Genomic DNA, 13,536 nt, shown 5'->3' with positions numbered 1-13,536 from the left:
AGTAGGAGGCTAATGAATTAGAAGTGCCGCAGCATTTGAAAATCGGCGCAGCAAACGGTGCGCCTAAAGTCGGCCGATTCGTAGACAACGCCATAACAAATCTGAAAAATGCGATCCCTGACCGGCAAATGGGATTCGCCATGGAAGGGGTTGGGGATGTTAAGGTTCCGGCGGAAAATACGCATGCGGTGGAAAACAAAATCCGGGCATACTTGAGCAAGGTCGATGGGGTGAATTTGGAGGACATAAAAGAAATTAAAGATAATTCAAAAGGTTTAAGTCCAGGTGATAAAGCGAAAATTGAAAAATGGATGTATCCACCCAGTGAGGAAAAGTACCTTAAATATAAAGATGTATATGATAATCCAAAATATTATAATCAAGAAACTGGAGAAGTAATATGGCCTCCAAATGATGGATTCGCAGAAGAACCGGTTGACACAATCCTGAAAGAAGGAATGTTAATAGATAGATATGGAGAACCAACTGGAGGCTTCTTTTCTCCAAAGGGTGTTCCGTATGAAGAGAGAGCGCTCGCATTGCATAGTGACGAAGCAAACTATTACGTTTATAGAGTATTGGAAGACTTTAGTGTTAAATCTGGTAAAGCTGCGCCTTGGTTTGGCAGACCAGGCGGGGGAACACAATTTGTAAAATACCATGAAAATGGGAAACCTTATACAATTAATGAATTAATTGAAGAAGATTTAATTGAACTTGTTTCTGTAAGGAAGTGGAGTCCATGATGAATGTGCTTGAACTCTTAAAGAAGGATCCTAATCTTTTTATCGTTGAAAATGATAACCAATCGTTAAAAGAAGTTTCTGTCTATCAAAAAAATTATGATAAAGACAATGTGTATTTCGATATGTCTATAAGATGTAAAACTGATATTGTCAACAAAAAAATGAGATTATATGAAGTCCAAAGAAATAAAGAATTTTTGATTGGACAATATGCCGATTCGGAATTTGGCCAATTGGCATTTTATATAGTTGTGTATAGTTACTTTAATCAAGATAAACCAAGTAATAGCGTAAGAAAAATGCTGCGAAATATAGGAGAAGATGTTAATAAAGCAAATAAAATCCTTGAAGATCATATAGGGAAAAATTATTTTTCTTTGTATAGAAAAGAAATTGGAAAAATAAATATTGATAAAATAAATGACGATCGTTGTGATGTTTTTTACTTGTCTCTTGAGAATAATATAATCCCAATTGTCCGAAACAAAAGATTGACAAGTGCATTTGTGATAATTTATAATTATGGCTTTTATTTAAAGCAATTTGACTCCTTAATGAAAAAGATCATTTCACATTACAATTTAAAATTAAAGAAAGAAGAAACAGAAGAATTAAAGAGATTGTATTTAAAAAAATAATTACAGCGGTGATAGTTACGAAACTGATTTAATTTATCATAAACACTAAAATATGAAGTCTTAATTCATAGAACCTCAGCTTTTTCTTTATTATCGCGGTATCTCGACATGGGCCGGTCCCAATCGGTCTAAGGGTTGATGACGGAATGAGCAACGAAAGACTTTGAAAAATAGCACTTCTTTGTAAAAAATGTTGGGGGGAATAAAGTTAACAACGATGGCTTCGAATATAACATTAAGGGTACGGGAAAAGGCGAAAGTACTATAGATCCTAAATTAGAAAAATATGTTTGTGAATCATTTGAAGGTATAGGGAAAGAGGCACAAGATAATTTCAATAAATATCTCAGAGATAATGTTTGGTGTAATGAAACGTTATCTAATGCTGAAAAGATTGAAATTATGAAAGCTAACTTCAATAAGTTAACACCGGAACAAAAAATAAATTTTAATGTTTTAAATGATGTTAGAGTGATAAAAAATGCTGATTATTCTAATTGGGGAGAATGGCCAGATATTGACTGGCCAAGTTTTCCAGATTTGAATAAAGATACTGCAATTGGTGTATTTAATAAAGAAACTGGAGAAATATTAATTCCAAGTGAACTAGATAGAATTGGAAGTCCTTTTGGCAACAATTTAGGTGTGGTAGAAAATGGTTATCATAGTACACAAAGTGAACGTTCTATTTGTTATATTGAAATGAGTATGCGAGGAACACCTATTATTTTGATAAAACGTACTATAAAGATGCAATAGATGCTATTAAAAATTTTAGTATTGACCATCCAGAATATTCTGTTAACAAAATAAATTCTATTATTGATAAATTAAATATAAAGAATGGAACAAATAATCCTCATATTACTGAAAATGTTATTGCCAATTGGTATTCTCAATATAAAGCTTTTCAATCAAATCCTAAATTGGTAGCTTTGTGTAAAGAAAAAGAAATAGACTCAACATATGGTGTTATGGGGGAAGCAGCTCCATGGGAAAAAAACGGTGAAATAATAACTACGGGTGGTGCGAAACAAATTAACACTCCAATAAATGTGAAAGCTTTAGAGGATATCGGTATATTACAAAATAAAGGAGGTTGGTAAAAAATGACACGAACTGAATATGAAAATAAAATAAAAGAGTTAGGCATAGATTTGGAAGAATTGAATATTGTTATTGGTAGAAAAACCAATGTACCATTTTCAACAGGTTGCTACTTAGAAGGTGATAATTGGATCTTATATAATGTGGATGAAAGACAAAATTTTTCAATTATCGAAAGGGGAAATGAGAATCAAATTTTCAAATTTTTATATATGATAACGATGGGAAAAATAGGTAGATAGAAAATAAACATTTTAATTTGACCGCACTACTTATCCAAAGCTTCTAAGCTATTCCATGTCGTTGAAATAAAATTAATAATTAATGGAAATTAAATTTGACCGTAATAAATGGTTCAGAGAAGAGGGGCTTTTGAATCCTTTTTATGTTATCCATGATAATAAAGAGCCAATATTGTAACAGGTTCGGAAGTAATATTTAATAATGAAAGTGATGCCCTTGATAACTTTATAAAAAGGCTTAGAACAGAAAAGCTGTTATTTTAGGATATATAATATTAGCTAAGAACAATAAGGTATTTAAGTAATAGAAACATAAAATATTTTCTGTCAATAAATGTGGTAGAGCATAAAATTTTTTAATAGAGGGATCGACAGAATTTTTGAAGGGCTGTCCAGAAAGTCAAATCGCCATTGAAAACAAAAAATCATAAACACCGATATATCAACTTTTCTAAAACATTAATGGGGGTGTCAATAAGCCGTAAAAACGACTTATTAGACACCCCTTTTTTCCATAAATAGACAATCCTATCAAATTACCGAGGTGAATAAACATGATCAGAAAAGGCCGTTTCGCCACTTATAAGGGAAAAGAATATGAAATGACTCGTAATATGGATGGAAATCTAATAATAATAAGTAGGATCCAGAATCGTTAAAGTTGGGATTTGTGGATAAATATAATAGAGAGTTCCTGAATGGAAATTTAAAGGTTACTTTGCTCCAAAAGATGGGGCTGAATTGTATGAAGTAATCAATGGAGAAGAATTTTTACGCGCTATATATGACGAAGACGTTGGTAGATTTGTTCCGATAAAATAATTACTGGAGGGATTATTTTGAAAAAAGGATTATATGCCAAATATAAAGGTGAGGACTATAAGGCTAGATTAATAGAGAATAAAGTTAGGTTAATTAGCTATAATGCAACAGATTTAGATAAGGGGTTTAAAGAAAAAAAATATCCAGATAATTATGACATTAGTAATCTCCCTAGAGTGTATATTAATGAAGTTGAACAGAATGAGATAGAAGATATTTATGAAATAGAACTTATTGGAGTGATTGATGGACTAGAGGTGCAAATATTAAATGAAAATGTTAATGAATATCTTGTTGCTACATCTGATGTTGCAATAGGAGTTGAGTTAGATCTAGACAGAAAAGATCGAGATACATTTATGGATTGGGTGCCAAAAAGTAGGGTTAAAACTATAACACATAAGAAATCAATCATACTCTGATTTTCACAAGGTGGGAATTTACTAAACATCGAGTAGGAGGCTAATGAATTAGAAGTGCCGCAGCATTTGAAAATCGGCGCAGCAAACGGTGCGCCTAAAGTCGGCCGATTCGTAGACAACGCCATAACAAATCTGAAAAATGCGATCCCTGACCGGCAAATGGGATTCGCCATGGAAGGGGTTGGGGATGTTAAGGTTCCGGCGGAAAATACGCATGCGGTGGAAAACAAAATCCGGGCATACTTGAGCAAGGTCGATGGGGTGAATGTTGGGGGGAATAAAGTTAACAACGATGGCTTCGAATATAACATTAAGGATATGGGAACAGGCGAAAGTACTATAGATCCTAAATTAGAAAAATATGTTTGTGAATCATTTGAAGGTATAGGGAAAGAGGCACAAGATAATTTCAATAAATATCTCAGAGATAATGTTTGGTGTAATGAAACGTTATCTAATGCTGAAAAGATTGAAATTATGAAAGCTAACTTCAATAAGTTAACACCGGAACAAAAAATAAATTTTAATGTTTTAAATGATGTTAGAGTGATAAAAAATGCTGATTATTCTAATTGGGGAGAATGGCCAGATATTGACTGGCCAAGTTTTCCAGATTTGAATAAAGATACTGCAATTGGTGTATTTAATAAAGAAACTGGAGAAATATTAATTCCAAGTGAACTAGATAGAATTGGAAGTCCTTTTGGCAACAATTTAGGTGTGGTAGAAAATGGTTATCATAGTACACAAAGTGAACGTTCTATTTGTTATATTGAAAATGAGTATGCGAGGAACACCTATTATTTTGATAAAACGTACTATAAAGATGCAATAGATGCTATTAAAAATTTTAGTATTGACCATCCAGAAGATTCTGTTAACAAAATAAATTCTATTATTGATAAATTAAATATAAAGATCGGAACTAATAATCCTCATATTACTGAAAATGTTATTGCCAATTGGTATTCTCAATATAAAGCTTTTCAATCAAATCCTGAATTGGTAGCTTTGTATAAAGAAAAAGAAATAGACTCAACATATGGTGTTATGGGGGAAGCAGCTCCATGGGAAAATAACTACGGGTGGTGTGAAACAAATTAACACTCCAATAAATGTGAAAGCTTTAGAGGATATCGGTATATTACAAAATAAAGGAGGTTGGTAAAAAATGACACGAACTGAATATGAAAATAAAATAAAAGAGTTAGGCATAGATTTGGAAGAATTGAATATTGTTATTGGTAGAAAAACCAATGTACCATTTTCAACAGGTTGCTACTTAGAAGGTGATAATTGGATCTTATATAATGTGGATGAAAGACAAAATTTTTCAATTATCGAAAGGGGAAATGAGAATCAAATTTTCAAATTTTTATATATGATAACGATGGGAAAAATAGGTAGATAGAAAATAAACATTTTAATTTGACCGCACTACTTATCCAAAGCTTCTAAGCTATTCCATGTCGATGAAATAAAATTAATAGTTAATGGAAATTAAATTTGACCGTAATAAATGGTTCAGAGAAGAGGGGTTTTTGAATCCTTTTTATGTTATCCATGATAATAAAGATCCAATATTGTAACAGGTTCGGAAGTAATATTTAATAATGAAAGTGATGCCATTGATAACTTTATAAAAAGGCTTAGAACAGAAAACTGTTATTTTAGGATATATAATATTAGCTAAGAACAATAAGGTATTTAAGTAATAGAAACATAAAATTGATGTTAGTCTAAAAATTAGACACGGAGAACAGGGAGATTATAATAAACTTAATTACAATAGGTTTGTTTTTTGAAAATAAAAGTGCAGAGAATTGCAAAATCCTTATGCAGTGATATGCAAAGGAGCTTTACATGGAGGAGGAGCCATGATAACCTTTTTTGGTTTTGCCAAAACTGTTGAAGCTGGCGCTTGGCTAAAGAATCATGGCTACAGAAGATCCATGTCAAGCCCTTGATGGATAGATCACATATATGTATATTTATACAAAATTTTGATAAAGATATACTGCGACACTCTGAATTTTCTTCTTGCAGAAAATACCTTGCATCATTTTACAGAAATATATTTGGAAAATGCACAAATGCTTGGTAAGAATGTGCATCATCTAGGGGATTCGCAAAATTTTTCGCGGTATTTCGGATGTTAGGATGAAATTGCCCTAATTTACAACATAGCATTTCAATATATACTCTCCCCTTTGTATTTCACCAGCTTCCCGCACAACTATTTTCTCAGTCTTTTCAGCGCTATTTGTAATAATAATTGGCGTTACGATTTCTTTATTATTTTTTTCAATAAATTCTATATCAACATTCATTATGGGATCTCCAATTTTTACTTTTTGCCCTTCACTCACAGTTACTTCATAACCTTCACCATTTAATTCAACCGTATCTAGTCCAACGTGAATTAATACTTCTAACCCATGTTTTGTTCGAATACCTATTGCGTGCTTAGTAGGAAATACTTGAATAATTTGTCCTTTTACAGGGGACACCACCTTTCCGTCTTTAGGAATAACCGCTATCCCATCCCCCATCATCTTTTGGGCAAACACGGGATCCGGTACTTCTGATAATGAAATTACTTCGCCATACATAGGTGAAAAAATTTCTTCTATAATAGTTTTGGGATTTTTCGCAAATATTTTTTTTAACATACTAATTCCTTCTTTCTATCTATAATAATTTTATGAAAATTGTATTTTAATAATAAAGACAAGACAAAGAACAGACAGCAATCCAACAATAATGGTACTTCCGACAAATCTTAAATTTGCTCCTTTTTCCTTCCGGTTCAACGTACTATTTTTTATGAATTCTTTATGTGCTTTCCGGTATTTGCTAATAGCTAAAAGAAGCAACATACTGCCAAATATATTTCAACCAGTAATAATGAAATCGCCAACCTTCCTATTTCTAACTGGATCTGTTTTATAAATCTGACAACACCATTCTTGTCAATACACCAAAAAAAGATTTAACATGGCAAACACAAACAAATTTTAATGAAAGGATCCTCTTTTACTTGAGCAAAAAAAGGTTGGTTTGCCTGCAGCGACATTATATATAAATAATTAAGAAAGAGAAATGGGACGTATAAAAAAGATGACCGATATTTTAAAAATGCGCAAACTTTGTAATATGGAAGGGGAATCATTCGAATGTTTTTGTTGGCACGTTGTATTATGCGTCTTCATCTTTTCCCGCCCTTTCAATTGTTTCTTTTTTCTCTTTCAGGTAGTCAACATAATGGCTAAAAATAGCTTCTCCAATAATAAAAAAAGGGGCAAATGTTTTCAATTTTGTTCCGTTATGGCTTGCGAGATTTGAACTCCTGGCATATAAATTATACGGAGTCATTCTAGCCAAACGATTATTTACTAAATTTGTTATAGAGATAAAAGGAATTCCTTTGGCAACTAAATTTTGCACTGCAGGAAAAATTGTTGGTGTATCTCCTGATAAAGAAAAAATGATCACAACATCGTTTTTCTGCAAATCCTTTACAATTATTTCAAACTCCAATTGAGAGTGGATAACATTCAAATACTTTTGAAGCGGCAGAAACATTCTTTGCAACTCTAATGCACAATGTAATTGGGCAGTGCCCGTCCCAAAAACAAATACTTGATTGGCATTATATATCAATTCACAAACATCCGAAAAATCTTTGGTTTGAATATATTTGATTGTTTCATGAAGATCTTCCTGCAAAATTTCTACACCGCTTTTTTCTTCTACCGGATCCTCTCGACCTTGCCATTTTAAGAACACTCGGAATTCACTATATCCACTAAATTCCAATTTCTGTGCCAACCGCAATATTGAAGAGCGGGAAACATTGCATTTTTCAGCTAGATTATTAATCCCTAACGAATAACAAGTATTTTTATTATTCATAATGTACTTTAAGATGTGTAAATCTGTCTCATTTAATTTTTTATAATGTTTATTAATAAGTTCTTCTAATCTCAAGCCATATCCCCTCCTTCAATAAATAATTTATGTTTGCTCTTGTCATCTCCAAATGGCCGTGCCGTTAACTGCGAATAAATTCGCTGGCAGAACTATATGGAACTGTACTGGATTATTATCCTTTACATTCCTTCGGAAGCAGCCAAATGTAATGCCAGAACACTACAATACTTAGTTTAAAGGAAAAAAAGGTGTAAGTCTGCTGCTTGGCAAAAAATAATTTTTCATTAACAGAAGGAGGAGTGAAACAAAAAAAGGGGGTGTCTAATAATTCGTTTTTACGGCTTATTGACGCCCCCATTAATGTTTTAGAAACGTTGATATATCGGTGTTTATGATTTTTTGTTTTCAATGGGGATCTGACTTTCTGGACAGCCCCTTTTTATTTGATAAAATCGATCATCTTAAAAAAATTCGCTCACTACCACATCATCTTTATGAAGTTCAGGCCAGAAATCTTTATTTGCTTCAATTAAATCATCCAATATTTCTTTAGCAACTTTTGCACTCGGTACTGTTTTTGATAATGTTATTGCTTGCCATAATTTTTGGTAAGACCTTGTTATCCATGCTTCTACCACTAGCTTTTCCACAGATACTTGTTGTTCCATTAATCCTTTTTGGAATTGCGGGATTTCCCCGATCGATAGCGGTTCAGGACCATTGCTGCCGACAATGCATGGAATTTCCACCATTGCGGTCGGATCAAAATTGGAAATAGCCCCTTTATTTTCTACAATAAGCAACATTCTTTCATGAGTGTTATAAGCAATGGCACGCGCCAAATCTACAATATATGCTGCATGTTCATCTATATGAAGTTTACTGCCTTCTGTGGATTGATTTTCAATTATTTTTCTACATTCGCCGAAAACAAATTTTTCACGGCCTTCCATTACTTCATTTGCTCTTGTATAATTCGGGTTAGAATTTGCCACTACTTCATCCGGGAATAAATAGTATTTTAAATATGTGTTTGGCAACGTATCTGGGTCTAATGCATATACGTCTCTCGCTTTTAAGAATGTATCTTGCCAGCTAGCATCAACATGCTGATTGTCTCCGCTATCATTGACAACATACCCGTACTTTGCAACATGCTCCTTTAATTTAGGCATTAAATCATTTCCTTCTTTGTCGCGAATATCCGTCCACCATCCAAAATGGTTCAATCCATAATATCTTACCGTCATTTCTTTGCGAGATTTTAACCCTAAAATTCGCGCCATACGTTCTTCAATCCCGACAGGCATATCACAAATGTTAAGTACTTTCGAATGAGGACGGAGACGGCGCGTCGCTTCAGCTACAATCGCTGCTGGGTTGGAATAATTGAGCATCCATGCATTAGGAGAGTATTTTTCCATATAATCAATTAATTCTAATACTCCTCCAATAGAACGCATTCCATATGCAATTCCACCTGGCCCGCATGTTTCTTGACCAACTACACCATGTTTCAAAGGTATTTTTTCATCTAATTCACGCATTGCATATTTTCCTACACGAATATGCGCCATGACAAAATCAACATCTGTAAAGGCTTCTTCAGGATTTGTTGTTGCCAAAAATTCTATTTCCGGAGCTCTTTCTTTGAGAATTATTTCGCAAGCTCCTGCAATTGTTGCTTGACGTTCCTCATCATTATCATAAAGTTTTAATTTCCGAATTGGAAACTTATATAAATTATCTAATAACATCAAAACAATCCCTGGAGTAAAAGTACTTCCCCCGCCTGCAATTAATACCGAGAATTTTTTCATTTTTAGGTTTCCTCCTTTAATGCAATATCCTCTTTCATCCAAGTTATAACAATTCATTTGTATGAAAACAATATTTCTTAACCATTCTGGTCGCTATCTCAAGTTCAGTTCTATTTCCCATAAGAAGGGAATTTTCCCGCTTGTCAAATAAACAACATTTTAGAATTTGCAAGTAAATGTGGAGCCTTTCAGTTTTCTTTATATTGTTTTTTGCTAGAATCACTCAATAAATTCTCAAATTGTTCCCTTACTTGTGGAACCGATAAACCGACTATCACTTGAATTGCTTTCCCATTCTTAACAATTCCGTGGGCTCCAGCTGATCTAAATCGGCTATCAGGCGCTATTTTTGATTCATCTACTACTGTTACGCGGAGTCTTGTAGCACAGTTTGTTACATCGGCAATATTAGAAGATCCGCCTAGAGCTTCTAAAAATTCACTAGCTTGAACAAAATAAGCATTTTCTTTATTTGCACTATTTTTATTTTCTGCTTGCTTTTTAGCTTTGTAGTCTGCTTTTGTATACAGTTTTACTTCTTTTTGGTCATCTGCTTCACGACCTGGGGTAGCTACATTTAGCTTTACAATTAAATAACGAAACGTGAAAAAATAGATAACCGTAAATGCCAATCCAATTATCCACTGAGTGATATAAGTGGAAGTATGGTATTTGAATAACGGAATCCAGTTGGAGCTGGCAATTTCTAACAATCCACCACCCATATTACCAACTGCACCAAACGCATACATCACCGCAGCCATAGAAGCTGCTAAAAATGCATGTACAGCAAATAGAAGAGGAGCAACAAATAAAAATGTGAACTCTATCGGTTCTGTGATCCCGGCTACAACAGATGTTAAAGTTGCTGCAATCAACATACCTGATACGATTTTCTTTTTCTCAGGTTTTGCTGTTACGTATATCGCTAATGCAATGCCAGGGATTCCAAAAATTTTGGGCATACCATGCAAAGCAAAACCGCCTTCCGGGAACATTTCTTTTAATGAATGAGCACTTGTTGCATATTCCGATAAATGCTCCATCCAATATTTTGCAATTCCGCCATCAACAACTGCCGGGCCGTAGATAAAAGGACCGTATATAAAATGGTGCAGCCCCGTTGGAATTAAGATTCTTTCAAGGAATGTATACAACCAAACCCCTAATACATCAGAGGAAGCCAAAAACCCTTGTAAAGAAGCAATTCCGTTCTGAATTATCGGCCATCCCCACGAGGTAAGCAAGGCAAGAGGCAACATAGCAAAAAAACAAACAATGACAACAAAGGATGTTCCTTGGAAGATACCTAGGAAATCTGGTAGTTTTTTGTCAAAATATCGATTGTGGATTAAAACAACAATGGAAGAAATAACAATCGCACCGATAATATTTGTATCTAAAGTTTTAATACCGGCAATTTCCGTTAACCCGCTCACTCCTCCAACTTCTTGGCTAAAATCGACACCAAAATTTTCCCCCCAAATCGTTAAAATAGCGTTTACAAAATAATTGAAAGTTAAATAGGTTACGAGTGCTGCTAAAACAGCTCTCGCGTGTGCTTTTTTCGCTAATCCAATAGGGATGCCGGCAACAAAAAGCAACGGGATTTGATTAAATACTGTCCATCCACCTTCCTCTATTACCGTCCAGAATTTATACCATGCTCCATCTGGATCAGCCAAAGAACCCATAATATCCCCGTTTTTAAATAAAATTGTGAGACCTACAAGTATCCCCGCAAATGGGAATAATAATACTGGCACAAACATCGCCCCACCGAACCGTTGGATTTTTTGCATCATCCTTGATCCACTCCTTTTCTAGCAATTAAATAACAATACTTAAGAAGAAATTTGTGGGATCTGTTATTTCATGCAAAAGATGATTGCCATAGCAAAAATGTCAAGGTGCTTATAGTTGCAACTATAAACTGTCAGCGCTTACAATTAATTTATATTAAAATCTAATTTTTAACAATAACTTGGCAAGATGTCGGGACTTATCCTTTCCATTTGAACATTTTCCCACAGTTTGAAAAATTTCACGAACTTTTCAAACTGGAAAAACATATAAAATTTCTTTCTCACGGTTATTCACTATGTAGCTTTAGCTTCCCTAAACATCGAGTAGGAGGCTAATGAATTAGAAGTGCCGCAGCATTTGAAAACCGGCGCAGCAAACGGTGCGCCTAAAGTCGGCCGATTCGTAGACAACGCCATAACAAATCTGAAAAATACGAACCCTGACCGGCAAATAGGATTCGCCATGGAAGGGGTTGGGGATGTTAAGGTTCCGGCGGAATTGAGGGGAATTTTGGTTACTCCATAATTAGTGGGGAAAGTAAAGAGCCTCAAGAAGTTATTAATACTGTATATGAAACGGTTTCTAGATTTAAAAGGGATCCGATAAAAAGAGATAATGCACAACGTGTAATAAATAAGGAAATTGGTTGCTTTTTAAGGTCTATTAATTCGCCTCAATTTATTGCAAATCAATTCACACGTTATCATTTCAATGGGACGAATTTATTTGACGTAAAAATATTAGAAAAATTAACCGAAAAGGACCTAGAAGAAGTACTACACTTACATTTTTCTGATGAATCGAGTTCGACACTAATCATTAAGTAAATGATACTTGTTATTTTTCTATAAATTTTTTTATTTAATGTAGTGTCAAGGTAGTATCCATCTATTAATTTAACATCAATCAATGGAAAAATACTATTTATTCTCTATATTATTTTCATAACCTTGGATGTACAAACAAAAATAAGTAAAAACATAGGCTCTTAGACCTAATAAAAAAACAAAACGATTCAAAAGCCCCTTTTAAAATGTATTATTCTACATTATTATTCTGAATAGAAAGATAATTTTTGAAAAAATAAATGATTTAACGGGTGTAAGTAGAATACATATATATACTAAGATAATATGTTGGAGTGAGAAAATGTCGTACTTATTAGATGTTCAAAATATTACAAAGCGATATGGCAATAAAGTTGTTTTAAAAAATGTTACATTCAATGTTCCGTCAGGATCAATAGTTGGCTTTATTGGTGATAATGGTGCAGGTAAATCTACTACATTTAAAACAATACTAGGTCTAGTTTCTCAGGATTCAGGTAGAATTAAAATCTTTGGCAAAGAAAATATACATAAACAGCCTAAGATGAAGGAAAAAATTGGAGTTGTGTTCGATGCTATGAATTTACCGGCGCACCTAACAATCAAACAACTAAATAAAGTTTTTTTGAGAATATTTAATACTTGGAATCAAGATGATTTTTTCCGATTGGTTAATTCTTTTTCTCTCCCCGAAGATAAACAAATATATAAATTTTCTCGTGGGATGTCAATGAAACTTTCTATAGCTGTTGCACTGTCACATAATGCAAAACTACTATTACTAGATGAGGCAACAGGAGGGCTTGATCCCTCATCAAGAGAACAAGTCTTAGGTGAGTTAAAAAGCTTTGTGAGAGAGAGTAGTGGTGGGATATTACTTTCTTCTCATATTATGAGTGATATTGAGAAAATTGCTAGTCATATTGTTTTTATCAAAAATGGTGAAATTTTATTAAATGAGAGAAAGGACAAGATTCTTGAAAAATTTGCAATTGTTGATATCAAAAAGGAACGATTATCTTTACTAAATAGAAATATAGTTGTTGCAAAAAGGGACTATGGTTCTTATTCTAGAATACTTGTATCAAATAAAATGGAATTGCCAAAGGACCTTAGCTCTAAAAAGATTTCAATGGAAGAACTTAGTCTCTTACTAACTAACAGGGAGTGAAA

14 protein-coding genes are annotated in these 13,536 nt (G+C 33.5%); 10 read left to right on the top strand and 4 right to left on the bottom strand.

The genetic code is table 11. The features are described from left to right. Positions 1–23: 23 nt before the first annotated feature. The 8 genes from NSQ41_RS16320 to NSQ41_RS16285 all read left to right on the top strand — a co-directional run bounded on the left by NSQ41_RS16320 (position 24) and on the right by NSQ41_RS16285 (position 5,388). Positions 24–746, top strand: a complete 723-nt coding sequence (locus NSQ41_RS16320) for a TNT domain-containing protein (protein ID WP_327873495.1) — start codon at positions 24–26, stop codon at positions 744–746. Next, positions 743–1,384: a hypothetical protein gene (locus NSQ41_RS16315; RefSeq protein ID WP_066251020.1), complete on the top strand. Its 642-nt coding sequence runs from the start codon at positions 743–745 to the stop codon at positions 1,382–1,384. The genes NSQ41_RS16320 and NSQ41_RS16315 overlap by 4 nt, the downstream gene beginning before the upstream one ends. A 402-nt stretch (positions 1,385–1,786) precedes the next feature. After that, positions 1,787–2,143 (top strand): hypothetical protein, encoded by a 357-nt coding sequence (locus tag NSQ41_RS16310; RefSeq protein WP_094244501.1) that lies wholly within the window; start codon positions 1,787–1,789, stop codon positions 2,141–2,143. Between the two features lie 176 nt (positions 2,144–2,319). Next, complete coding sequence (locus NSQ41_RS16305) at positions 2,320–2,490, top strand: hypothetical protein (RefSeq protein ID WP_157727863.1); 171 nt, start codon at positions 2,320–2,322, stop codon at positions 2,488–2,490. A 3-nt stretch (positions 2,491–2,493) separates the two neighbouring features. Next, positions 2,494–2,733, top strand: coding sequence for a hypothetical protein (locus tag NSQ41_RS16300; RefSeq protein WP_066251013.1), 240 nt, complete (start codon positions 2,494–2,496; stop codon positions 2,731–2,733). 839 nt (positions 2,734–3,572) lie between these two features. Then, positions 3,573–3,977, top strand: a complete 405-nt coding sequence (locus NSQ41_RS16295) for a hypothetical protein (RefSeq protein WP_063389154.1) — start codon at positions 3,573–3,575, stop codon at positions 3,975–3,977. A gap of 54 nt (positions 3,978–4,031) precedes the next feature. After that, positions 4,032–5,081: a hypothetical protein gene (locus NSQ41_RS16290; protein ID WP_339210363.1), complete on the top strand. Its 1,050-nt coding sequence runs from the start codon at positions 4,032–4,034 to the stop codon at positions 5,079–5,081. A 67-nt stretch (positions 5,082–5,148) separates the two neighbouring features. Beyond that, positions 5,149–5,388: a hypothetical protein gene (locus tag NSQ41_RS16285; protein ID WP_066251013.1), complete on the top strand. Its 240-nt coding sequence runs from the start codon at positions 5,149–5,151 to the stop codon at positions 5,386–5,388. Positions 5,389–6,148: 760 nt separating this feature from the next. On the opposite strand, the gene NSQ41_RS16280 is transcribed toward NSQ41_RS16285, so the two are convergent. From NSQ41_RS16280 to NSQ41_RS16265, 4 genes are all read right to left on the bottom strand, one after another. Next, the gene (locus NSQ41_RS16280; protein ID WP_066250760.1) at positions 6,149–6,649 is read right to left on the bottom strand and encodes a PTS glucose transporter subunit IIA; all 501 of its coding nucleotides are present in this window, start codon (positions 6,647–6,649) and stop codon (positions 6,149–6,151) included. A 526-nt stretch (positions 6,650–7,175) separates the two neighbouring features. Continuing rightward, positions 7,176–7,967 (bottom strand): MurR/RpiR family transcriptional regulator, encoded by a 792-nt coding sequence (locus NSQ41_RS16275; protein WP_094244504.1) that lies wholly within the window; start codon positions 7,965–7,967, stop codon positions 7,176–7,178. Between the two features lie 404 nt (positions 7,968–8,371). Continuing rightward, entirely contained in the window at positions 8,372–9,730 is a 1,359-nt protein-coding gene (locus tag NSQ41_RS16270) for a 6-phospho-alpha-glucosidase (protein WP_066250754.1), read from the bottom strand. A 188-nt stretch (positions 9,731–9,918) separates the two neighbouring features. Beyond that, entirely contained in the window at positions 9,919–11,535 is a 1,617-nt protein-coding gene (locus tag NSQ41_RS16265) for an alpha-glucoside-specific PTS transporter subunit IIBC (RefSeq protein WP_130157209.1), read from the bottom strand. Between the two features lie 346 nt (positions 11,536–11,881). On the opposite strand from NSQ41_RS16265, the gene NSQ41_RS16260 reads away from it, so the two are divergent. Both NSQ41_RS16260 and NSQ41_RS16255 read left to right on the top strand, forming a co-directional pair. Next, positions 11,882–12,061, top strand: coding sequence for a hypothetical protein (locus NSQ41_RS16260; RefSeq protein WP_130157211.1), 180 nt, complete (start codon positions 11,882–11,884; stop codon positions 12,059–12,061). Between the two features lie 624 nt (positions 12,062–12,685). Continuing rightward, the gene (locus NSQ41_RS16255; protein ID WP_066248045.1) at positions 12,686–13,534 is read left to right on the top strand and encodes an ABC transporter ATP-binding protein; all 849 of its coding nucleotides are present in this window, start codon (positions 12,686–12,688) and stop codon (positions 13,532–13,534) included. Positions 13,535–13,536 lie beyond the last annotated feature (2 nt).

This window comes from Aeribacillus sp. FSL K6-8210 (assembly GCF_037963925.1).
Taxonomy (GTDB): domain Bacteria; phylum Bacillota; class Bacilli; order Bacillales; family Aeribacillaceae; genus Aeribacillus; species Aeribacillus composti.
Note: the sequence above shows the minus strand (reverse complement) of the source record. Positions and strands in the feature narration are given on the sequence as shown.